Source organism: Allopusillimonas ginsengisoli (assembly GCF_004153455.1).
Classification (GTDB): Bacteria; Pseudomonadota; Gammaproteobacteria; order Burkholderiales; family Burkholderiaceae_B; genus Allopusillimonas; species Allopusillimonas ginsengisoli.
Genome location: NZ_SDQE01000011.1, coordinates 107,824 through 129,647, shown reverse-complemented (window position 1 = coordinate 129,647; position 21,824 = coordinate 107,824). Strand labels below are relative to the sequence as shown.

At 61.0% G+C, this 21,824-nt stretch carries 20 protein-coding genes; 15 read left to right on the top strand and 5 right to left on the bottom strand.

From position 1 onward, the window contains the following. Nucleotides 1–10 precede the first annotated feature (10 nt). Nucleotides 11–646 carry a hypothetical protein gene (locus ERE07_RS17120; RefSeq protein ID WP_342366250.1) on the top strand — a complete coding sequence of 212 codons (636 nt, stop codon included), beginning with the start codon at nucleotides 11–13 and terminating at the stop codon, nucleotides 644–646. Between the two features lie 91 nt (nucleotides 647–737). Here the strand turns inward: ERE07_RS17120 and bfr are convergent, their stop codons facing one another. The 3 genes from bfr to rpoN form a co-directional block, all read right to left on the bottom strand. Beyond that, nucleotides 738–1,208, bottom strand: a complete 471-nt coding sequence (gene bfr / locus ERE07_RS17115; RefSeq protein WP_130010258.1) for a bacterioferritin — start codon at nucleotides 1,206–1,208, stop codon at nucleotides 738–740. Between the two features lie 356 nt (nucleotides 1,209–1,564). Further along, on the bottom strand, nucleotides 1,565–1,840 hold the full coding sequence (locus ERE07_RS17110; RefSeq protein ID WP_130010305.1) for a (2Fe-2S)-binding protein: 276 nt from the start codon (nucleotides 1,838–1,840) through the stop codon (nucleotides 1,565–1,567). Between the two features lie 62 nt (nucleotides 1,841–1,902). Further along, nucleotides 1,903–3,321, bottom strand: a complete 1,419-nt coding sequence (gene rpoN, locus ERE07_RS17105; protein ID WP_130010257.1) for an RNA polymerase factor sigma-54 — start codon at nucleotides 3,319–3,321, stop codon at nucleotides 1,903–1,905. Between the two features lie 16 nt (nucleotides 3,322–3,337). Between rpoN and ERE07_RS17100 the strand changes: the two genes are divergently transcribed. From ERE07_RS17100 to ERE07_RS17065, 8 genes are all read left to right on the top strand, one after another. Beyond that, the gene (locus ERE07_RS17100) at nucleotides 3,338–3,922 is read left to right on the top strand and encodes a hypothetical protein (RefSeq protein ID WP_130010256.1); all 585 of its coding nucleotides are present in this window, start codon (nucleotides 3,338–3,340) and stop codon (nucleotides 3,920–3,922) included. Between the two features lie 283 nt (nucleotides 3,923–4,205). After that, a complete protein-coding gene (leuA, locus tag ERE07_RS17095; RefSeq protein ID WP_130010255.1) occupies nucleotides 4,206–5,897 on the top strand; it encodes a 2-isopropylmalate synthase in 1,692 nt (563 codons plus the stop codon). 277 nt (nucleotides 5,898–6,174) lie between these two features. Continuing rightward, a complete protein-coding gene (locus tag ERE07_RS17090; RefSeq protein ID WP_130010254.1) occupies nucleotides 6,175–7,227 on the top strand; it encodes a LacI family DNA-binding transcriptional regulator in 1,053 nt (350 codons plus the stop codon). Continuing rightward, nucleotides 7,221–8,012, top strand: a complete 792-nt coding sequence (locus ERE07_RS17085; protein ID WP_130010253.1) for a phosphodiesterase — start codon at nucleotides 7,221–7,223, stop codon at nucleotides 8,010–8,012. The genes ERE07_RS17090 and ERE07_RS17085 overlap by 7 nt, the downstream gene beginning before the upstream one ends. Nucleotides 8,013–8,015: 3 nt before the next feature. Continuing rightward, complete coding sequence (locus ERE07_RS17080) at nucleotides 8,016–9,176, top strand: ABC transporter ATP-binding protein (RefSeq protein WP_130010252.1); 1,161 nt, start codon at nucleotides 8,016–8,018, stop codon at nucleotides 9,174–9,176. Between the two features lie 10 nt (nucleotides 9,177–9,186). Beyond that, the gene (locus tag ERE07_RS17075) at nucleotides 9,187–10,482 is read left to right on the top strand and encodes an ABC transporter substrate-binding protein (RefSeq protein ID WP_130010251.1); all 1,296 of its coding nucleotides are present in this window, start codon (nucleotides 9,187–9,189) and stop codon (nucleotides 10,480–10,482) included. Between the two features lie 8 nt (nucleotides 10,483–10,490). Continuing rightward, a complete protein-coding gene (locus ERE07_RS17070) occupies nucleotides 10,491–11,366 on the top strand; it encodes a carbohydrate ABC transporter permease (RefSeq protein WP_130010250.1) in 876 nt (291 codons plus the stop codon). After that, a complete protein-coding gene (locus tag ERE07_RS17065) occupies nucleotides 11,363–12,163 on the top strand; it encodes a carbohydrate ABC transporter permease (protein WP_130010249.1) in 801 nt (266 codons plus the stop codon). The genes ERE07_RS17070 and ERE07_RS17065 overlap by 4 nt, the downstream gene beginning before the upstream one ends. An 80-nt stretch (nucleotides 12,164–12,243) precedes the next feature. Here the strand turns inward: ERE07_RS17065 and ERE07_RS17060 are convergent, their stop codons facing one another. Together ERE07_RS17060 and ERE07_RS17055 are read right to left on the bottom strand one after the other, a co-directional pair. Continuing rightward, a complete protein-coding gene (locus ERE07_RS17060) occupies nucleotides 12,244–12,561 on the bottom strand; it encodes a hypothetical protein (protein WP_130010248.1) in 318 nt (105 codons plus the stop codon). Nucleotides 12,562–12,726: 165 nt separating this feature from the next. Further along, entirely contained in the window at nucleotides 12,727–13,071 is a 345-nt protein-coding gene (locus ERE07_RS17055; RefSeq protein WP_130010247.1) for a DUF1840 domain-containing protein, read from the bottom strand. Between the two features lie 463 nt (nucleotides 13,072–13,534). On the opposite strand from ERE07_RS17055, the gene argS reads away from it, so the two are divergent. The 6 genes from argS (at nucleotide 13,535) to ERE07_RS17025 (ending at nucleotide 21,798) form a co-directional block, all read left to right on the top strand. Next, entirely contained in the window at nucleotides 13,535–15,220 is a 1,686-nt protein-coding gene (gene argS, locus ERE07_RS17050; RefSeq protein WP_130010246.1) for an arginine--tRNA ligase, read from the top strand. A 9-nt stretch (nucleotides 15,221–15,229) separates the two neighbouring features. After that, complete coding sequence (locus ERE07_RS17045) at nucleotides 15,230–15,916, top strand: SPOR domain-containing protein (RefSeq protein WP_130010245.1); 687 nt, start codon at nucleotides 15,230–15,232, stop codon at nucleotides 15,914–15,916. Between the two features lie 58 nt (nucleotides 15,917–15,974). After that, nucleotides 15,975–16,598 (top strand): thiol:disulfide interchange protein DsbA/DsbL, encoded by a 624-nt coding sequence (locus tag ERE07_RS17040; protein ID WP_130010244.1) that lies wholly within the window; start codon nucleotides 15,975–15,977, stop codon nucleotides 16,596–16,598. A 126-nt stretch (nucleotides 16,599–16,724) separates the two neighbouring features. Beyond that, on the top strand, nucleotides 16,725–18,809 hold the full coding sequence (locus ERE07_RS17035; RefSeq protein WP_130010243.1) for a hydantoinase/oxoprolinase family protein: 2,085 nt from the start codon (nucleotides 16,725–16,727) through the stop codon (nucleotides 18,807–18,809). Between the two features lie 11 nt (nucleotides 18,810–18,820). After that, nucleotides 18,821–20,494 carry a hydantoinase B/oxoprolinase family protein gene (locus ERE07_RS17030; RefSeq protein WP_130010242.1) on the top strand — a complete coding sequence of 558 codons (1,674 nt, stop codon included), beginning with the start codon at nucleotides 18,821–18,823 and terminating at the stop codon, nucleotides 20,492–20,494. A gap of 68 nt (nucleotides 20,495–20,562) precedes the next feature. Further along, nucleotides 20,563–21,798, top strand: a complete 1,236-nt coding sequence (locus ERE07_RS17025; RefSeq protein WP_130010304.1) for a pyridoxal phosphate-dependent aminotransferase — start codon at nucleotides 20,563–20,565, stop codon at nucleotides 21,796–21,798. Nucleotides 21,799–21,824: the final 26 nt, after the last annotated feature.

Sequence of the window (21,824 nt, the reverse complement as noted above, 5' to 3'; positions counted from 1 at the left end):
ACAGAGAACAATGATGTCCTGGCGTTTCATTTTTGCAATATTGCTGGTTGCCGCAGGCGCTTCTGCCTGGGGTGGCCTGAAGCTTGGCGACTGGCTGGTGGCCCATGGCCCCGTTGCCCCCGCCCCTCCAGCCCACCCGGAACTGTCCAACGTACCCGTGCTCGATGCCAACGGCCTGCCGTATACGGCACGCCCGCCGCAGCCCCTGGTAAATGGCACCCTGGGCGTGCCGGCGCAGGCAAGCCAGACCAAATGGCAACTGCCCGATACGTCCATCGACGACATGACCTCCAATCCCGCCATTCACGTAGCCACCACCAAGATCACCATGGATGAGGCCCGCATGCTGGCTGAAGGAGGGCAAGGCGGCCTGAGCGGGATCGCCGACGTCGGGGCGCTGGGTATGCCAGGCGACAGCGGCGCAAACCAACCGCTGCAGCCCGTTGAAATGGCCCCTCCTCCGCCACCGCCCGCCCCCACGGCCAACAGCCAGGCGTGGCAGGCCAGCCTGCGACAAGATCTGCAGGCCTGCAGTGCCAAGAGTTTCTTTGATCGCCCCAGTTGCGCCTGGTCTGCCCGCAACAAATACTGCGAGCCCAACAAAGCCTGGGGCCGTGTGCCGGACTGTCCGGCCAAGTCGTTCTGATCTGTTCGCAAGCAAGGCCGGCGGGCCTTGCACAGCGCGTCCAGTGCCCGGTGATGCGCACACCAGCGCCCACCAGCACGTACAGGCTCGCTTACTCTCCCATTTGCGACTGCAGATAGTTCTGCAGGCCGACGCGGTCTACCAGTTCCATTTGGGTTTCCAGCCAGTCGATATGTTCCTCGGTGTCATTGAGGATATCCTGGAACAGGTCGCGCGAGACATAGTCGCGCACTGACTCACAGTGCGCCATGGCTTCCTTGACCGTGGCCTGGGCGCCAGATTCCAGTTTGTGATCACAGGACAGTATCTCCGGCACAGTTTCCCCGATCAGCAATTTATGCAGATCCTGTAGATTGGGCAGGCCATCCAGCATGAAAATGCGCTCGATAAGCCGATCCGCGTGTTTCATTTCGCCGATGGACTCGTCGTATTCATGCTTGCCCAGTTTGTTCAGGCCCCAGTGATTCAACATCCGGGCATGGAGGAAATACTGATTGATGGCAGTCAACTCGTTCTTGAGTTGTGCATTCAGATATTTGATGACGGTGGTATCGCCTTTCATGGCCGTGCTCCTGCTTATGGGTGAAATCCAGTGTTCCAAGATGGGCCAACGCCCATTTCAATCATAAGGCTAACACGACGGCAGGGTTTTTTGGCCAGTTTTCAACGTTTAAAATCAATGACTTAGAAACTCAAGCGCAAGGCACTTTGAGAATAAGAATGAATTGATTTTCGCGACCCTGACACGCAAAATGGCGGCATGATTGACTGTGAGCCAAGCCGCGGCAGAAGAAAGGGAGAAAATTCAAAAGAAAACGCACAAGCTCACGCCAGAAAAGCTTAGGGGCGTGAGCAGAATCAGGCGGCGTTAAGTTGTTATTGAGTGTAACTAAAGCCTGATTTCGGGGAACTGCGATATTAGGCGCGCTGGACTGCCACCACCACCATGGCACCGGCTTCGACCTGCATCGGGTCGTTCGCAGCATCGGCCACCAGGGTGCCCAGCTCGGCACGCGCGGGCGCCGTGGCGGCGTACTGGCCTCCGGGCAGATACTCGGCCGCGGTGTCCGCACAGCATCCGCAGCACGACGCAACACCCAGCTCGCCCTGGAGCTGAGACATCGTGACCGCGCCGTTGGCAACCGCTGCCTGAACCTGGCGTTCGGTAATCGCATTACAGATACAAATAAACATGAGAACAATTATCAACCAGCTTCCTGCAAAAAGCAACCAGTTCCTGCGTTGCCAAAGCCCGCCTAGCCCTGCTCCAGGGCCGCCCTGGCCTTGCGTAGAATAGCCGGCTCTATGCCCGCCGCTTCACGATACTTGGCGACAGTGCGTCGCGCGATCACAACACCCTGCTCGGCCAGCCTGATCGCAATTTGGTTATCGGAGAGGGGCTTGCGGGCGGGCTCTTCCTGAACCAGCTTGAGAATGAGCGACCTGACCGCCGTGGCGGACGTCGAAGCGCCGTCATCCGTGGGCAGCGCCATGCCAAAGAAGCGCTTGAGTTCAAACACACCCCAGGGCGTCTGGGCGTACTTGTGCCGTGTTGCCCGCGACACGGTGGACTCGTGCAGCTCGAGCGCCTGGGCAATGTCGCGCAGCAGCAAGGGTTTCATGGCGCCGACGCCTTCCTCGAAAAAACCCGCTTGCCGATCCACAATGGCCTGGGCCACCCTTAAAATCGTCACGTAGCGCTGGTTCATGCTCTTGATAAAACCATGCGCCTGCTGCAACTGCGCATGCATGGCGGCAGACTCAGGGGCCTTGTCCAGCAGCGCCTCATACACGGTATTGACACGCAAGCGCGGCAGGACCATCGGATTGATGCTCGCGCGCCACTGCTTACCCACCCGGCGGACGACCACGTCGGGCGTGACGTAATCCGCCGTCGATGTCGCCCAGTTCCGTGCGGGCCGAGGCTCCAGCTGAAGCAGCAGCCCGTGCGCGGCACGCAGGGTGTCCTGGCTGCAGCCCAGCGCCTCGCGCAGGCGCGTCAGGTTGCCGCTGGCCAGGATATCGAGGTGTTTGTCCGCAATGGCATAGGCGCAATCAAGCACGCTGCGGTCAGGCTGTGCGCTGGTGGCCGGGCTGCCGGCTTCCCGCAGCCTGAGCTGCAATACCAGGCACTCTCCAAGCGACGTCGCGCCCACGCCAGGCGGATCAAACGACTGCAGCAGGCGCAAAGCAGCTTGCAGCTCTTCTGTCGCCACGCTCAGTTCTGGCGGAAAATATCCCAGGATATCCGCGAGCGGCGTTGCCAGGTAACCGTTTTCGTCCAATTCGTCGATGAGCAAGGAAACAAGCGCGCAGTCTCGCGGTTGGGCCCGGGTAAGCCTCAACTGGCGCAACAGATGGTCCTGCAATGTTTCTGTCACCGCCGCCTCCGGCCGCACCGGCTCCTCATCGCTGCGGTTGTTGCCGGCCCGGTTGGATAAACCCAACACCATCCAGCGATCTTCCTGCTCGCGCTCCGTGCTCGCTACCGCATCAGCGGTATCAGTGTCATACTCTTCCTCACGTTCGAGCAATGGATTCTCGACCAATGCCTGGGCGATCTCCACATCCAGTTCCAGCGCCGACAGCTGCAGGAATCTGATCGATTGCTGCAGCTGAGGTGTCAGCGCCAGTTGCTGATGCTGACGAAGTTCTAGAGATTGCCGCGATTGCATAGATAAAATACTTTGTATGAAACCAACCACATCGCTACAACAGCCAACCCGCCAGGATCAAAGCCTGCTGCGCAATACACTGCTCAAGCTGACCGCCACCCAAAAAATCATCAGCGTGGTCGTCGTCGCTGTCGTGGCGCTGGTCTGGTACAACCTTCTTAATCGCCTGATCGCGTTCGGGCAGGGCATCGACTATAGCGGACTGAGCGCCCTCGGTGTAGAAGCCGTTGCGCTGCTTCAGCAGTACAACCCCTTCTTTTGGTGGGGCGTCGTACTGCTCTGCACGCTTATTATTGCCTATTTTCTATACAGCTTCGTGCAGAGCACCCGGCAGAGCGTTCGGAGCAAGCTGGTGGATGAACCCACCATTGCCATGTTGGCCGACGAGCTGTCCGAATCAGCGCTCGAGGTATTGCGCTGGGCCTGGAACGATCAGCGCCAGCCAATCAGCGTGGGCGACCTACAGCTTGCCGCCGCCGAGCTGCGCAACGGCCGCGCCGGAAAGATCGAATTGGCGCGCAGCCATGCCGCGCTGCTGAGTGTTGCGCCGGCGTCAGCGCCCGTGGATGAACGCTTGCCAAGCCCTCAAAATTATGGTTGACTATAGGGTATGAGCCCCGCACACGCCATTTTCACCCATGCCATGCCGCGCACTACCGCTGCGCTGGCTGCGTCGTGCGCTCAGTGCAAGTCTTTGCACACTTCTCTTTCCGCGCTAGCCCTATCCCTGCTGCTACCGATCGGTTGCCGGGCCTAGCGTCGCGTGGCAGTTCGGCAGCCGTCTCACGCCACACCTCTATCTCACCGTTGAACAGTTGTTCCGAGCGTGCATCGCAACGCTCCGGTGATGCGCTATAAAACCATATCCAAAACACAGGTGTACCATGATCTCCCACCCCTCCGACAAATACCGCCCATTTGTCCCGTTCTCGCGTGATTTTTCCGAACGTACCTGGCCCAGCAAGCGTATTACGCACCCGCCCATCTGGATGAGTACCGATCTGCGCGACGGCAACCAATCACTGATCGAGCCCATGAGCGTGGAGCGCAAACTGCGTTTTTTTGAGCAGCTGCTGAAAATCGGCTTCAAAGAAATCGAAGTCGGTTTCCCCTCTGCCTCCCAGACCGACTTCGACTTTGTTCGCAAGCTGATCGACGAAAACCGCATCCCCGATGATGTCACCATCATTGTCCTGACGCAGTCCCGCGAAGACCTGATACGCCGTACCGTTGAGTCGGCCGCTGGCGCCAAGCGCGCTATCGTTCACCTGTACAACGCCTGCGCGCCTGCGTTCCGCAAGATTGTTTTCAACATGAGCAAGGACGAGATCAAGGACATCGCCTTGTCGGGCACACGCATGGTCAAACAGTTCACGGCCGAGCATCCTGAAACCGCCTGGCGCTATGAGTACTCACCCGAGGTCTTCAGCACCACCGAACCCGAGTTCGCACTGGAAGTCTGCAACGCCGTTACCGACGTGTGGCAACCCACGCCGGAATCAAAAATCATCTTCAATCTTCCGGCAACCATAGAGGCGACCACGCCCAATATGTATGCCGACCAGATCGAGTGGATGCACAACAACCTGAACCAGCGCGACTGTATCGTGCTCAGCCTGCATCCCCACAACGACCGCGGCACGGCGGTGGCCGCCGCCGAGCTGGGTGTCATGGCTGGCGCGGATCGCATCGAAGGCTGCCTGTTCGGCAATGGCGAGCGCACCGGCAATGTGGATCTGGTCACGCTGGCGCTCAATCTGTACACGCAAGGCATTCATCCCGGCCTGGACTTCTCCGATATCGATGAAGTGCGTCGCTGCGTGGAATATTGCAATCAATTGCCTGTGCATCCTCGGCATCCCTATGCGGGGGATCTGGTCTTTACCGCCTTTTCGGGCTCGCACCAGGACGCCATCAAGAAAGGCTTTGCCCGCCAGGAAGCCGATGCGGTGTGGGAAGTCCCCTACCTGCCGATCGACCCCGCCGACCTGGGCCGCAGCTACGATGCCGTCATCCGAGTCAACAGCCAGTCCGGCAAGGGTGGGGTTTCGTACCTGCTCGAACAAGAGCATGGCCTTGTGCTGCCGCGCCGCCTGCAGATCGAATTCAGCCGTGCCATACAGCGCGTCACGGACGAAACCGGGGCGGAAGTCACTGCCTCCAAGGTCTATGACATCTTCGCGCAGGAATACCTGGAACGTGGCGAGCCCTGGAAATTGGTTCGTCATCGTGTCACCGGCGACCCCAAGGCAGGCAAGGGCCAGCAGTTCGAGATCGAAGTCGAGCTTGAGGAAAACGGCGAAGTGCGCAACTTGATCGGCCGTGGCGATGGCGCCATTTCGGCCTTCGTCAATGCCCTGGATGCAGAGGTGAAAATCATGGACTACACCGAGCATGCCATTGGCACCGGCACGGACACGCGTGCCGCCTGCTACGTCGAAGTACGTGTGGGCAATTCTCCCACCGGGTTTGGCGTCGGCATACACGAAGACATCGTCACCGCTTCCTTCCTGGCTATCCTGAGTGCCGTCAATCGCCATACGACGACACAAAAGGCTGAAGCCCTGGCTGCCTGACCGGCACCCGGAGCCGCTGCATCCCGGGGCGCCGCCACAAGCGACGCAAGGGCCGCTCCGCCTTGATCAGGCCAGCGCAATGCATCAACACCTACGGGCCCAACCCTGCCACACGCGGGGTTCGGCCCGATTTGCATGGGCGTCGCAGCGCGCCGACCCTTCGCGTTTTCCTGTGCTTGCGGTGCGCTTCTACGGGTAATCCCCGTCATCACGCTGTCATATTCGTTGTCTAATATGAAAACGTTTTCACTCTGCTCAACCTGGCTGGAGCAACGTCTTGGACAGCAAACGGCGCAAGCCTCCCGTTTCGATACTTGAAATCGCGCGAGCCGCCGGCGTATCGCCGGCAACAGTGTCGCGCGCATTCAATCGGCCCGAGCTGCTTAACCCCGCCACACGGCAGCATGTGATGGATGTTGCCGGCCAGCATGATTTCCGCCCTGACAGGCTGGGCAGCAGCCTGCGCTCAGGCAACACGCGCACTTTGGGGCTGGTGCTGCCTACCCTGTCCAATCCGGTATTCGCCGACTGTTTCGAAGGCGCAGAAGCGCGCGCCAGCCAGTCTGGCTACAGCGTGATGATGACAGTCACCCATTACGACCCCGCGCTTGAAGCCGCCGCCGTCCACAGGCTGGTGGGACACAGACTGGAAGGGCTGATCCTGACCGTTGCCAACCCACGCAACAGCACAATACTCAAGGCCCTCAGTCACAGAGGCATGGCTTACGTGCTGGCCTACAACGAATCGGCCGCCCATACCTGCGCAGCCGTCGACAATCGCGCCGCGGCGCAGGACATGGTTGCGCACCTGGCGCAGCTGGGTCATCGGCGCATCGCCTTTCTGAGCGGGCCTCTGGCGCTGTCGGACCGGGCGCGCTCGCGGTTGACGGGCGCGCGCCGTACCGCCCGGCAGCTGACGCTGGCGCCCATCACCCATTACGAAATGCCCACGCATACGACCGCCGACAAAGCATTGGTTGCCGATCTCATGCGCACCCCAGACCGGCCCAGCGCGCTGTTCTGTTCAAATGATTTGCTGGCCATGGATGTCATCTCAACCCTCAAGGCGCTGGGACACGCCGTGCCCGAAGATATATCGGTCGCCGGCTTCGACGGCATTCGCTACGGCGCCTGTATGTCACCCAGCCTCGCCAGCATCGAAGCGCCCGGCTTTGAGATCGGGAGAACCGCCTGCCATCTGTTGCTGCAGCAGATCGAACACGGCGGCACCCGTAGCGAGCAAGTACCGCATCGGCTTATCGCGGGCGCGAGCGCGGGGACGATCACCGCAGGGCCTGCGCGACGCCTTTCCCGGAAAACATCATGCTGATCGCGCAAATCACCGACCTGCACATACAGCACGGCGGCAAGCACGCCGAGCGGATCCAGGCGCAAGCCCACCTGGCTGCCTGCGTGCACACGCTCAATGCCCTGGATCCCCGCCCCGATCTGGTCGCCATCACAGGCGACCTGACCGAACACGGCCGACCTGACGAGTATGAAACGCTCAAGCGATTGCTGGAGGGTCTGGATATTCCGTTTGTCATGATTCCGGGCAATCATGACCATCCCCAGACACTGCGCGACTGTTTTCCTGAGCATCAGTATTTGCAGTCAGACTCGCCTTTTGTGCAGTATGTACTGGAGGACTGGCCGCTACGCATTATCGGGCTGGACACCACGATTCCGCGGTCCGGCCAGGGCCGGCTCTGCCCGGATCGGCTTGCCTGGCTGGCCGAAACCCTGGCGCAGGCGCCGGACCGTCCCACCTTGCTGATAATGCATCATCCCCCCTTCGATACAGGCATCCGCGAGATGGATAAGCTGGGCCTGATAGAGGGACGCGACGCATTTGTGCAGGTGATCGAGCCCTATCGAAACATCGAGCGCATCCTTTGCGGGCACCTGCACCGCACCATTATCTGCAGAGTGGGCAATACCCTTGCCTCAACCTGTCCGGGCACCGCGCACCAGATCGCGCTGGATCTGCGCCACGAGGCCACACTGTCTTTCAATTTTGAACCGCCTGGCTATCAGTTGCACTGGCAGGGCAGGCACGGCCTGGTCTCGCACCATGCGCTGATCGGCGAATTCCCCGGACCCTATCCGTTCTAGCCTATGTCAGAAATCATTCTCGATAACATCGTCAAGCAATATGGAGATGCGCGGCACAGCACGTCGCCATCCCTGGGCGCGGCGGGCCGGCCGGGCAACCCGCCGCCTGCTGTCAACCATATCAGCTTTACGCTCGAAGCCGGCACATTCAATGTACTGCTGGGTCCGTCCGGCTGCGGCAAGTCCACCACCCTGCGCATCATAGCGGGCCTGGACAATCCCACGACAGGCAGGGTGTACATCGGCGGACGGGATGTCACCGATCTGCCGCCCGCCCAGCGCAAAATATCCATGGTGTTCCAGTCGTACGCGCTCTTTCCTCATCTAACCGTGAAAGAAAACATTCTGTTCGGACTGAGGGTGCGCAAAGCGCCGGCTGCGGAACTCAAGCCGCGACTCAAAAGCGTGGCGCAGTTGCTGGGCCTTGAGCCATTGCTCGACCGCAAGCCCTCGCAGCTATCGGGTGGACAGCAGCAAAGAGTGGCGCTTGGCCGCGCCGTGATTTCCCAGGCGCCGGTATGCCTGATGGATGAACCGCTGTCCAACCTGGACGCTCAACTGCGCCAGGAGATGCGTCGGGAAATACGCGCCCTGCAGCAAAAGCTCGGCATCACCATGGTGTATGTCACCCACGATCAAACGGAAGCCATGAGCATGGCTGACCGCGTGGTACTGCTCAATGCCGGATCCATAGAGCAGAACGATACGCCCGACAGGCTGTACGGTCAGCCGTGTTCAGAGTTTGCCGCGCGCTTTATCGGCACGCCACCCATGAACTTGTTGACCCTGAACGACGAAACCGCCGCCGAGCTTCGGGACAACATGCTTTCTTCCGGCGCGCCCCCGCAGGCGCGCAAACTGGGGATACGGCCCGAACATATTCACATCGTGTCCGATTCCCTGCGCGGCAAGGGAACGGCGGATGCACCCACAGACTCCCGCCCGGACGGCGCGGTGGCGACGATAGAAACGGTGGAGTATTTTGGCGCCGATTCCATTGTCTTCTGCCGCCTGGGCAGTAATTCCGGCATCGCGGTACGCATTGCCGGCCATGCGCCCACCTCGCCGGGCGAACGCATCATGCTCCGTTGGAGCGCCACACAACAGCACTTTTTCGACGCCTCGGGCCAGGCGCTGCATCAGGCGCCCGCCTTCACTTCATAGGACATTCATCATGCGACGCACTCTTCTGAAAACCCTGGTCATTGGCCTTGCAGGCGCTTTCTGCGCCGCGCCTGCGTGGTCCCAGAGCTCGCCTGTCGAGCTGGAGTTCTATTATCCGGTCGCCGTGGGCGGCCCCATCACCAAGATCGTCGACGGCATGGTCGATGAGTTCGAGAAAGACCACCCGGATATCAAGATCAAGTCCATTTATGCCGGCTCTTATCAGGACTCGGTGGCCAAGGCGCTGACCGCCTACAAGGGCGGCAACGCGCCGCAGCTGGCCGTGCTGCTGTCCACCGATATGTTTACCCTGATCGACGAGGGCGCCATTGTGCCGTTCGATCCGTTGATCAAAACGGATGACGACAAGCAATGGCTCAATGGTTTCTACAAGGCGTTCATGGCCAACAGCCAGACCGGCGGCAAGACCTGGGGTATTCCATTCCAGCGCTCGACCATTGTCATGTACTACAACAAGGATCTCTTCAAGGAAGCCGGTTTGAATCCGGATGCACCGCCCTCCACCTGGGACGAGCTGGTGAGCCAGGCCAAGAAACTCACCAAGACCGACAGCGCGGGCCAGGTTACGCAATGGGGCCTGGAGATTCCATCGGGCGGCAGCTTCGCTTATTGGCTGTTCCAGGCGCTGACGACGCCCAATGACGCCATCCTGATGAATCAGGACGGCAATGAAGTCTTTCTGGACAAGCCTGCGGTGATCGAAGCGCTGCAGTTCTGGCACGACCTGGCCTACAAGGACAAGGTCATGCCTACCGGCACCATAGACTGGGGCACGACACCCAAGGATTTCCTGGTCGGCAAAACAGCCATCATGTGGACCACCACCGGCAACCTCACCAATGTGCGCAAGAATGCCAAGTTTGATTTCGGTGTGGCGCCCATGCCCAAGGCCAAGCAGGGAGGAAGCCCGACCGGCGGCGGTAATTTCTATCTGTTCGAATCGGCGACGCCCGAGCAGCGCGAGGCGGCGTATAAATTCGTGAAGTGGATGACCAGTCCGGAAAAGGCAGCGGCCTGGAGCATTGACACGGGTTATGTGGCGGTTTCCTCCGCCGCCTGGGAAACCGACACCATGAAAAAGTATGTGGAAGAAGTACCCACCGCGACCGTGGCCCGCGATCAGCTGGAAGTCAGCGTTGCAGAATTTTCCACGCACGACAACCAGCGCATCACCAAGCTGCTGAACGACAACCTGCAGGCCGTCCTCACCAATTCGAAGACACCTGAGCAGGCCATGAAAGATGCGCAGCGCGAGGCCGACCGCCTGCTGCGCGGCTACAAGTAAGCACAGGCATGAAGTCATCGCTCAACGCGGTGTATGGCTGGCTGCTTTTGCTGCCAGCCATGGTGCTGCTTGCCGCTTTTACCCATTATCCGGCGCTGGCGACGCTGTGGAACAGTTTCTTTTCCACCCCGAAAGCCAACCGGCCCGCCGTCTTCGTGGGCGCGGACAATTACGTCGCCATGTCTCACGATCCCGTGTTCTGGCAGGCGCTTTGGAACAATCTGTTCTATGCGCTGGTCACGATACCCGTGTCGGTCGCGGTGGCGCTGATCATGGCGCTGTGGGTCAATCGCAATCTGGCCGGGCGGGGCTTTTTGCGCCTGGCCTATTTCACGCCCACCGTGTTGCCCATGGTGGCGGTGGCCAACATCTGGCTGTTTTTCTACACGCCCCAGTACGGCCTGCTCGACCAGATCGCACATCTGTTCGGGTTCACCAGCACCAACTGGCTGGGCAGCCGCTCAACCGCCCTGCCCGCGCTCATGTTGGTGACGATCTGGAAGGAAGCCGGGTTTTTCATGATTTTTTATCTGGCCGCCCTGCAGCAGGTGTCACCGTCGTTGCGCGAAGCCGCGATTCTTGAAGGCGCATCCCGATGGCAGTATTTTCGGCGCATTCTTCTGCCCTTGCTGATGCCGACCACGCTGTTTGTGCTGGTCAACGCGCTGATCAATGCATTCAGGCTGGTAGATCACGTGCTGGTAATGACCAAGGGAGGGCCGGACAATGCCAGTACCTTGCTGCTGTTCTATATCTACGAAGTGGGCTTCAGCTACTGGGACACGTCCTATGCCGCGACGCTGTCGGTCATTCTGCTGCTGATCCTGTCGATCACCGCCCTCATCAAGTTCCGCTGGCTTGACCGCCGGACGCATTACCAATGACGAATAAACTCGACACCCTGGGCGCCTGGCTGCTGGGCATCATCTGGTTCCTGCCCCTGGCCTATGCGGTATGGGCGGCTTTCCACCCCGGCGCCTACGCGACGCACTTCGACCTGACCGCGCCACTGACGCTGCAAAACTTTGTGACGGCCTGGCATGCCGCGCCTTTTGCGCGCTACTTTCTGAACACGTTTATTCTGGTGACCATGGTGCTGGTGGCGCAGTTCATCCTGTCCACGCTGGCCGCCTATGCGTTCGCGCGCTTCGAATTCCGCGGCCGGGATTTTGTCTTCATGCTGGTTCTGCTGCAGCTCATGATCATGCCCGATGTGCTGATCGTGGAAAACTACCGGCTGATGTCGTGGCTGGGTGTGCGCGACACGATTTTTGCGGTGGGGCTGCCATATTTTGCGTCGGCCTTTGGCATCTTCCTGCTGCGTCAAACATTCAAGACGGTTCCGCGCGAGCTTGAAGAAGCGGCGCGCATGGAAGGCGCCAACCGCTGGCAGATACTGATGAAAGTGTATGTGCCGCTGGCGCGTCCGATTTACGTCGCCTACGGGCTGGTGTCAGTGAGCTACCACTGGAACAACTTTTTGTGGCCATTGATCATCACCAATTCGGTGGAGTCCCGGCCGCTTACGGTTGGGCTGCAAGTATTTGCGTCGACGGACCAGGGCATAGACTGGTCTGTTATCACGGCCGCAACACTGTTGAGCGCGGCGCCGCTGCTGGTGGCATTTTTGCTGTTCCAGCGCCAGTTTGTGCAATCGTTCATGCGGGCTGGGATACGCTAAGGGTGATCACCATTGGGGCCAGCAGGACGCGTACGGCGTGTTGCTCAACACCGTGCCAGCGCCCGGCCACGTTGCCCGGCTCAGAAGCCCACGGCACTCCCCGGCAGGTCGACCGTGATGCGGGGTTTTTCGAGTGCCAGGGCAACCTGGGTGGCGAGCTCCGCCGCACTGGCCTCGTCTTGCGACAGGCTGGCATAGCCCAGTGCGTCGGCCACGCCCAAAATCTTGTCGAGCAGTAATACCTTGCCGCTGGGACGCAGCGGCTCGCAGCCCAGCCGCGTCCAGGTGGCGTCGAACCAGTCGCGCGCCGCCTGCGAGGCCTGATCATCGGGCTGAACATCGACACTGCGTTCGATGGATTGCCGGCTGTTGAAAACAATTGTCACGGTGCTACGCATGGGGTCCCCTGGTCGAATAGCAAGAAAGACAAAGCACAAAACGGTTGATGTTGGCGCGGGCCGGCCGCAAGGCCTGAGATATACCGGGTAAGGCCCTGATGCGAGCCACTGCGGCTGCAGGCGTCCACCCGCCTTGCCGCAACGGGTTGCGCTCCCCGCAGCCTGTTACCAGGAGGGCGCAGGCTCCCAGACGACATCGGCATCGTGCTCCAGAGACAGGCGCAACATGGCCAGCAACGGGAATGCGCGCCGGCGAAAACTGACCGGCTGGGAGATGGGATGGGTTTTGGAGTCGCTGTCGTCGGCGGCATCGACATCGTCGGATTCGTCGTCGATCGACATGGCCTGCTCGATGCCCTTGATGGCGTCAGGCAACTGCTCGCGGGTAATCACACCGCGTTCGGGCAGCGTGTCTGTGTATGGTTTTCCGGCAGCCTTGAGGATGGGTAGCGCGTGCTGGGAGAACATCAGCACTTCGGCGGCCGCTTTGGAGTGAAAGACAACTAGCATAGGTGGCCCTTTTTCGATAGACACAGTTGTACACTACCCTAAGTTCCGAACACTGCCAAGCAGGGACATTTCGGTATATTCGCCGTGTCCAGAGCATGTAATAAACGGGTATTCAGGCTGTCGACAGCCGCCCGGGAGCGACAGGCGCCAGGCAGATGAAAATAGCGGCGGTCATCGGCGCCACAACGTCGTGAAATACAAACCCGTTTCGCCCAGATGGCCGCACCGACGCCAGCGCGCCAGATCGCAGTATCGCACGGCCGCAGACGACGGCAAGGAAATCACGCTATCATTTAGGCCTTCCGGTCAGCGGTATCGGGCAGCCTCAAGCGATTGAACCGATCCGCCCAGGCGGGGTACGCAGCCCGGCAGCGGGTTCGCCGCGTCCGAGCCTGGCGGGGCCTGGCCCGGGCGAGTCCATGCCCAGGTTGGCCAATTACTCTTACGTTTATCCATTTTCCATATGCTCCCAGGGCAACAACAACAGCTAATTTCACTCATCCGGGCTGCCGTCGACGCCATCGTCCCCAATACCCAGGCCAATGTCCTGCTCGAACGCCCCAAGGTGGCCTCGCATGGCGACATCGCCACGAATGTTGCCATGCAACTGGCCAAGCCGGCCCGCCGCAACCCTCGGGAATTGGCGCAACAGATTGTCGATACCCTGCTTGCCCAGCCCGCGTTGCGCGCGTTGATTGACACCGCCGAGGTCGCCGGACCTGGGTTCATCAATTTTCGCCTCACCGCCGCAGCCCGGCAAGCCGTGCTGCATGCGATCCAGCAAGAAGGCAGCCAGTATGGCATTCGCCCCAAGGGCAGCGAAAAAGTATTGGTGGAGTTCGTATCCGCCAACCCCACAGGCCCCTTGCATGTGGGCCATGCCCGCCAGGCCGCGCTGGGCGATGCGCTGTGCCGCCTGTTTGCCGCCCAGGGCTACGACGTGACCCGCGAGTTCTATTACAACGACGCCGGCAACCAGATCGACAACCTGGCCATCAGCGTGCAGGCGCGTGCACGGGGCATCGCGCCAGAAGCCGCCGAGTTTCCGGCAGACGGCTACAAAGGCGACTACATCGTCGATATCGCCAATGATTTTCGCGCGCAAAAAACCGTGCAGGCGGCCGATGGCGCGTCGGTCACTGCCAGCGGCGACATCGACAGCCTTGAGGATATCCGCCGCTTCGCGGTGGCGTACCTGCGTCGCGAACAGGATCTGGACCTGCAGGCCTTCGGCTTGAAATTCGACAATTTCTATCTCGAAAGCTCGCTGTATACCAGCGGCGGGGTGGAGCAAACCGTACAGGCACTGATTGCCGCCGGCCATACCTACGAAAGCGAAGGGGCGCTGTGGCTGCGCACCACGGAACTGGGCACCGGCGACGACAAAGATCGCGTCATGCGCAAATCCGAGGGCGGCTATACGTATTTCGTGCCGGATGTCGCGTATCACGTCGCCAAATGGACGCGCGGCTACCATCACGCCATCAACATACAGGGCAGCGATCATCACGGCACGATCGCGCGCGTGCGCGCCGGGCTTCAGGGCCTGGAAATCGGCATCCCCAAAGACTTCCCGGCCTATATTCTGCACAAAATGGTCAAAGTCGTGCGCGACGGTGCCGAGGTCAAGATTTCCAAGCGCGCCGGCAGCTATGTCACGATGCGCGACCTGATTGACTGGGTAGGCCGCGACGCGGTGCGTTACTTTCTGGCGCAGCGTCGCGCCGATTCCGAATTCGTCTTCGACATCGACCTCGCGCTGTCCAAAAGCGACGAAAACCCGGTGTACTATATCCAGTATGCGCACGCGCGCATTTGTTCGATGCTGGCGCAATCATCGGAATACGCCGACCGGATTCCCGAGGCGCCGGTCGCGCCATTGGTTGCCCCCACCGAGTTCGCCCTGCTGCAGCGTCTGGCGGAATACCCGCAAACCATCGCGCTGGCCGCACAAGAGCTTGCGCCGCACCATCTGGCATTTTGGCTGCGCGATTGCGCTGCCGACTTCCACGCATGGTATAACGCCGAACGTGTTCTGGTCGACGACGTCTCACTCAAATTGGCGCGCCTGCGCCTGGCCCGCGCCACCGCCCAGGTGATCGCCAACGGTCTCGAACTGCTCGGGGTCTCCGCCCCCGAAAGGATGTAACACCTTCTTATGGCCAGCAAAAGTCGCAAATCGTCCAGCTCGCGCTCAGGCAGCGGCACGCTCTTTGGCATCCTCGTCGGCCTCATCCTCGGGCTGATCGCGGCCGTCGCGGTGGCGCTTTTCGTCACCAAGGTGCCCATGCCTTTCGCCGACAAGTTCAGCCGCGACCCCGCCAACGTCCTGTTGCCCGATGTGCGCGACGCTCCCGATCCCAATATCGGCCTGTATGGCAAGGACCGTCCGGGGGGCAACATCCCCGACGGCCCGACAGATCTGGCCACCACACCGCTGCCTGGCCGCACGCAAGACGGCAACCCGCCGCCCGTGCCCGCCGGCCCCGACAATATCGGCGACCTGATCGCGACGCTGACCAAGCCCAAGGCGCCCGCTGCACCCGCACCGGCCAAACAACCGCCTCCCGACAAACCCGCCCCAGGTACGGAAGCGCCGGCCGACGCGGGCAAGCAAACCACTTACTACCTGCAGGCCGGCGCGTTCCGGTCCGAGGGCGACGCCGAGGCCGTGATGGCCCGCATCGTGATGCTCGGTTTGCCTGCGCAGGTGCAAAAAGCCCAGGTGAACGGCAGTACACTGAACCGTGTACGTGTAGGCCCCTTCAGCGGGATCGATGAAATGAATCGTTCGCGCGCCCGCCTGGGGCAGGAAAAAATCGAAACCTCGGTCGTGCGCCCATGAACTTGTCGGCGCCTTTCCAGTCTTAACTGCTTTTTATTGCGGACATCGGAAACCTACTATGACAATCAAACAACGCTTCCTTCAAGCCCTCGCGGTCTCCACGCTCGCCGCCGGCATGCTGCTGGCGCCCACCGCCCAGGCCGCCGATGCCTATGTCACGCTGGATCCAGCCCAACCATCGGACACGGCAGGCAAGATCGAAGTGCTGGAATTCTTTGCCTACAGCTGCCCGCACTGTTTCAAAATTGAACCGCTGGTCAAGAAATGGGCCGCCACCCTACCCGACAACGTCGTCGTGCGTGCCGTGCCGGTTGCCTTCAACGCCAGCATGCAAGATCTTCAGCGCCTGTACTATTCACTGGAAGCGCTGGACAGGCTCGACCTTCACGACAAGGTGTTTGCGGCCATTCACAACGAACACAAGCGCATCTACACGGCAGACGCCATCGCCGACTGGATCGCCACGCAGGGTGTGGACCGCCAGAAGTTCCTCGACACCTTCAATTCCTTTGGCATCAACACCAAGATCAGCCGGGCCAGCGAACTCGCCGATCAATACAAGATCGAAGGCACGCCCAGCATTGCCGTTGGCGGCAAGTATGTCACGTCGCCAAGCATGACGGGGTCTTACGAAAGCACAATTCAAGAAGCGCAAAAACTGGTCGATATGGTCAACCCCTGATCGCGGGAAAACCATGAATTGACCACTAGTAATATTACCCTCATCATACAAGCTATATAGCTTGCTTGCCCGCCCGGCAACTGTCCAGCCAGGCGGGCAAGTTATTCATGGATACGGGGGTACAAGTTGTCATCGAGACGCAAGCAGGCGCGGGCGGGGGTCGATATAGGCGGCACCTTTACAGACATCGCGCTGGAGCTGGACGACCAGCTGTATTCAGTCAAGGTTCTTACCGACTACGAGGCCCCGGAGCGCGCCATCGTCAAGGGCTTGCAACAAGCAGCGCAAGAAGCCGGCATCGCGCTTTCAGACATCAGCCTCATCATCCACGGCACGACGCTGGCCACCAACGCCCTCATCGAGCGCGAAGGCGCCCGCACGGCATTCATCACGACCGAAGGCTTTCGAGATGTGCTCGAAATGCGAACGGAAAACCGCTTTGAACAATACGACCTGAACATCAAGCTGCCGCCGGCGCTCATTGCGCGCTGCGACCGCCATACCCTGCGCGAACGCATGGATGCCCAGGGTCAGGCATTGATCGCGCCCTCTGCCGCGGATATCGGCGCCCTTGTCACCCGCATCGCCGAGGGCAACTACGAAAGCGTGGCCATTGGCTTTGTCCATGCCTACGTCAATGGCGAACACGAGCGGCAAATGCGCGACGCCCTGCTCAAGCGCCTGCCGGATTTGTCGATTTCCATTTCGTCAGAGGTTTCCCCGCAGATACGCGAGTTTGAACGCTTCAATACGGTGTGCGCCAACGCCTATGTGCGCCCGCGCATGGAATCCTATCTGAACCGCCTGGTCCAGAAGGTACACGAGGCAGGCGCGCAATGCCCGGTCTTCATCATGCACTCGGGCGGGGGCATTGTATCGGTGGAAAGCGCGTCGCGGTTTCCGGTCCGGCTCGTCGAATCGGGGCCCGCAGGCGGCGCCATTTTCGCCGCCTACATCGCGGCCCGCTACGAACTTGCTTCTGTGCTGTCCTTCGACATGGGCGGCACCACCGCGAAAATATGCCTGATCGATGATCAGGTGCCCAAAACCGCCAATACCTTTGAAGTCGCGCGCACCTATCGCTTCAAGAAAGGCAGCGGCATGCCGATTTCGATTCCCGTCGTGGAAATGGTGGAGATTGGCGCTGGCGGCGGCTCGATCGCGTCGGTGGACATCATGGATCAGATTCGCGTAGGCCCGCAAAGCGCCGGCTCCGAGCCCGGACCCGCGAGCTATCAGCACGGCGGCCAGCTGCCCACGGTCTCCGATGCCGACCTGCTGCTCGGCCGGCTGGATCCCCACAATTTTGCCGGCGGCTCGATCACGCTCTCGCCCGAACGCGCCAGCGAAGCCGTGCAGAAACAGATCGGCGAACGCCTGACCCTCACTCCTGCGGAAAGCGCCTATGGCATTGCCGAAGTGGTCGACGAAAACATGAGCAATGCAGCCCGCGTGCATGCGGTGGAAAACGGCAAGGAAATCGCGAGCTACACCATGATCACCTTTGGCGGCGCCGGGCCGCTGCATGCCGCCAGGCTCTGCGAAAAAACAGGCATCGAACGCTTTATCGTGCCGCCAGGCGCGGGCGTGGGCTCGGCCATTGGCTTTCTGCGCGCGCCGTTTGGCTACGAAAGCATACGCAGCATCAATCAGAAGCTGAGCCAGTTCGACAGCAGTGCCGCCAAGACACTCATCAACGAGCTGCGCGACGAAGCCACGCAGTTCGTCAGCCAGCGTAGCGCAGACGAAGCGCCCGTGATAGAAGCCAAGATCTACATGCGCTATGTCGGCCAGGGCTGGGAGATTCCGGTTGCGCTGTCAGATGAAGCGGATCTGGCCGATGTCGCCGCCTTGCGCGCGGCGTTCGAGGCAACGTATGCACGCTACTTTGGGCGCCCCATAGAAGGCCTGGACATCGAGACGATCAGCTGGTCGGTCAAGGCCAGTTCGCCGCTGCCGCCGGTGCCTGCCGTACCGGCGACCACTGCGTGCGCCGATGCGCCGTCCGCGGGCAAACGATATCTGTTTGATGCGCGGCTGCAGCAGGATGTCGAAGCCGATATTGTGGAACGCGATCACCTGACGGCAGGCATGCGCGTCCAGGGACCCGCCATGATTGTCGAGAAAGAAACCTCGACGCTTGTCACTTCCGCCTTCGAGGCAATCGTGCAAACCGACGGCTGCCTGCTGGTGCAGCGCAAGCCTGCTTGAGGAGCCCCATCATGGCGACAGATCGTCTGCAGAACATTCATATGCAGGTCATGTGGAACCGCTTGATTTCCGTTGTGGAGGAACAGGCGCTGGCGCTGATCAGGTCCGCTTTCAGTACCAGCGTGCGCGAAGCCGGCGACCTGTCCGCCGGCGTTTTTGACCGACAGGGGCGCATGCTGGCTCAGGCTGTCACCGGCACCCCCGGCCATGTGAATACCATGGCCGAAGCCGTGCCCAAGTTCCTTCGCGCCATCGGCGAGGACCGCATTTTCGAAGGCGATGCCTACATCACCAACGATCCCTGGGACGGCACGGGGCACCTGCACGATTTCACCGTGGTCTCGCCGTCATTTCGCAACGGTCGGCTGATCGGCTACTTTGCCTGTACTGCACATGTCGTGGATGTAGGCGGGCGCGGCTTTGGCCCCGACGCGCGCGAGGTCTACGAAGAAGGCATCTGCGTGCCCATCATGAAAATGGTGGAGCGCGGACAAGTCAATCATGACCTGATGAATATCTTGCGCAGTAATGTACGCTCGGCCGACATGGTGATCGGCGATCTCTACGCGCTGGCGGCCTGCAACGACACCGGCGACCGCCGCCTGCAGGACATGATGGATGAGTTCCGGCTGGACAGCCTGGATGAAGTCGGCCGTTTTATCCTGGAACATAGCCTGGCCGCCACGCTGGAACGCATCGCCGCCCTGCCCAGAGGCAAGTACGGCAATACCATGACACTCGATGGTTATGACGAGCCCGTGACGCTGCAAGTGGAACTCGAAGTGGCCGAAGACAGACTGGTGGCCGATTTCGCGGGAACATCCCCGGCCAGCCCCTTTGGCATCAACGTGCCGTTGGCGTATGCGCGGGCTTATGCCTGCTATGGCCTCAAGTGCGCGATCGCACCCGACGTGCCCAACAATACGGCGTCGCTCTCCCCCTTTCTGGCCCAGGCGCCCGAGGGCTGCATCCTGAATGCGCAACGGCCCAGCCCGGTTGCGGTGCGGCATGTGCTGGGGCATTTTGTGCCGGATCTGGTGCTGGGCGCGCTCTATCATTTTCTGCCGGACAGCATACCCGCGGAAGGCAGCGGCGCCTTGTGGAATATACACGTCAGCGCCAGGCCGCTGGATCCCGGCGCGGGCCTGCCTGATGCAGAAATATTGATGTTCAACAGTGGCGGCACCGGTGCGCGCCCGACGCTGGACGGCCTGTCATCTACCGCGTTTCCCAGTGGCGTGCATTCCATGTCTGTCGAAGCCACCGAGCAGGCCGGCCCCGTCGTGGTCTGGCGCAAAGAACTGCGGCCCGAATCCAGCGGCGCAGGCGAGCATCGGGGCGGGCTGGGGCAGATCATGGAACTGGGTCCTCGCGAGGGCTATTCCTTCCGATTCAATGCCATGTTCGACCGCATCGGCAATCCCGCGCGAGGCCGGGCCGGTGGCCTGCCGGGCCAGGCGGGCGGCGTCTCGCTGAACGACGGAACGCCCATGCGCGGCAAAGGCACCCAATATGTTCCCCAGGGCGCCCGCCTGGTGCTCGAGCTTCCCGGCGGCGGCGGTTTCGGAGATCCGGCAAAGCGCAGCAAGGCCGCGCTGGCGGACGATCTGCGCAATGAATACCTGAGCCCGGCCACGCTGGAGCGGGATTATGACATTACCGCCCGGCAACTGGCCGATACCTGAGTCGCGAACACTAACCTCACCCGCGACGGGTCCATTTTCCTTTTATCGCTGCCCCATGGAGCACCATGATGAATTCGCCGTCCACACTGCCTGAGCTGCATCCTTTTCAGCGCGCCGAGCGCATTGCAGCCATGGGTATTTCCGAGATATTGCGCATCGGCGCCGAGGCGACCGAGCGACGCCGGCAGGGCCACCCTGTTGTCGCGCTGGGTGCGGGCGAACCTGATTTCGACACCCCGGATCACGTCAAGGAAGCCGCCATACGCGCCATTCAGGCGGGTGAGACGAAATACACCCCGCTGGAAGGCACCGGCAGCCTCAAGGCCGCGATTGCGCACAAGCTCAGTCATGAAAACAGCCTGATCTATACGCAGCCCGAGATCATCGCCTGCGCGGGCGCCAAGCAAGTCATCTACAACGCCTTCATGGCCACGCTGAATCCAGGCGACGAGGTCATCATCACCGCGCCCTACTGGACGTCCTACATCGACATGATCAGCATTGCAGGCGGCGTGCCACGGGTGGTGGCGTGCAGCGAAGCCAATGGCTTTCGCGTGGAGGCCGCCGAACTGGAGGCGGCCATCACGCCCCGCACGCGCTGGCTGTTGCTGAACTCCCCCTCCAACCCCAGTGGGGCCGCATATTCCGCCGCGCAACTCCAACCCCTGCTGGACGTGCTGCTGCGCCATCCCCACGTGTGGCTCATGAGTGACGATATCTACGAACATCTCATTTACGACGACCAGCCTTTTGTTTCGGCGGTTCAGCTGGCGCCCGAGCTGCGCGACCGCACGCTTCTGGTCAACGGGGTATCCAAGGCCTACGCCATGACAGGCTGGCGCCTGGGCTACGGCGCGGGTCCGCGCCCGTTGATCTCCGCCATGGCGACCGTCCAGAGTCAGAGCACCTCCAACCCAAGTTCGGTCAGCCAGGCTGCCGCCATCGCCGCGCTGACAGGTGATCAGGCCATCGTCGCCGAGCGCCGGGCGCTATTCCAGCAACGCCGCGATATCATCGTAGACCGCCTCAACCAGATCGACGGCATTGTATGCCGCCAACCCGAGGGCGCCTTTTATACCTTTTCAAGCTGTGCTGGCTTGATAGGCCGCACGACGCCGCAGGGTGACGTCATTGACAGCGATATGGCGTTCTGCCGCTACCTGTTGCACCATTGCGATACCGCGGTCGTACCGGGCAGCTGCTTCGGCCTCGCGCCGTATTTCCGCATCTCGTATGCTGCGTCCCTGGAGGACATCACCCTGGCCTGCGATCGCATTGCTGAAGGGTGTGCGGCATTGGGTTGATTGATAAACCAGCGATCCCGGAGCAG

Excerpts from the sequence above, each read along its gene's own strand:
- ERE07_RS17120 (WP_342366250.1), top strand. The coding sequence starts at position 11 with ATGATGTCCTGGCGTTTCATTTTTGCAATATTGCTGGTTGCCGCAGGC.
- bfr (WP_130010258.1), bottom strand. The coding sequence starts at position 1,208 with ATGAAAGGCGATACCACCGTCATCAAATATCTGAATGCACAACTCAAG.
- ERE07_RS17110 (WP_130010305.1), bottom strand. The coding sequence starts at position 1,840 with ATGTTTATTTGTATCTGTAATGCGATTACCGAACGCCAGGTTCAGGCA.
- rpoN (WP_130010257.1), bottom strand. The coding sequence starts at position 3,321 with ATGCAATCGCGGCAATCTCTAGAACTTCGTCAGCATCAGCAACTGGCG.
- ERE07_RS17100 (WP_130010256.1), top strand. The coding sequence starts at position 3,338 with ATGAAACCAACCACATCGCTACAACAGCCAACCCGCCAGGATCAAAGC.
- leuA (WP_130010255.1), top strand. The coding sequence starts at position 4,206 with ATGATCTCCCACCCCTCCGACAAATACCGCCCATTTGTCCCGTTCTCG.
- ERE07_RS17085 (WP_130010253.1), top strand. The coding sequence starts at position 7,221 with ATGCTGATCGCGCAAATCACCGACCTGCACATACAGCACGGCGGCAAG.
- ERE07_RS17080 (WP_130010252.1), top strand. The coding sequence starts at position 8,016 with ATGTCAGAAATCATTCTCGATAACATCGTCAAGCAATATGGAGATGCG.
- ERE07_RS17075 (WP_130010251.1), top strand. The coding sequence starts at position 9,187 with ATGCGACGCACTCTTCTGAAAACCCTGGTCATTGGCCTTGCAGGCGCT.
- ERE07_RS17070 (WP_130010250.1), top strand. The coding sequence starts at position 10,491 with ATGAAGTCATCGCTCAACGCGGTGTATGGCTGGCTGCTTTTGCTGCCA.
- ERE07_RS17065 (WP_130010249.1), top strand. The coding sequence starts at position 11,363 with ATGACGAATAAACTCGACACCCTGGGCGCCTGGCTGCTGGGCATCATC.
- ERE07_RS17060 (WP_130010248.1), bottom strand. The coding sequence starts at position 12,561 with ATGCGTAGCACCGTGACAATTGTTTTCAACAGCCGGCAATCCATCGAA.
- ERE07_RS17055 (WP_130010247.1), bottom strand. The coding sequence starts at position 13,071 with ATGCTAGTTGTCTTTCACTCCAAAGCGGCCGCCGAAGTGCTGATGTTC.
- argS (WP_130010246.1), top strand. The coding sequence starts at position 13,535 with ATGCTCCCAGGGCAACAACAACAGCTAATTTCACTCATCCGGGCTGCC.
- ERE07_RS17045 (WP_130010245.1), top strand. The coding sequence starts at position 15,230 with ATGGCCAGCAAAAGTCGCAAATCGTCCAGCTCGCGCTCAGGCAGCGGC.
- ERE07_RS17040 (WP_130010244.1), top strand. The coding sequence starts at position 15,975 with ATGACAATCAAACAACGCTTCCTTCAAGCCCTCGCGGTCTCCACGCTC.
- ERE07_RS17030 (WP_130010242.1), top strand. The coding sequence starts at position 18,821 with ATGGCGACAGATCGTCTGCAGAACATTCATATGCAGGTCATGTGGAAC.
- ERE07_RS17025 (WP_130010304.1), top strand. The coding sequence starts at position 20,563 with ATGAATTCGCCGTCCACACTGCCTGAGCTGCATCCTTTTCAGCGCGCC.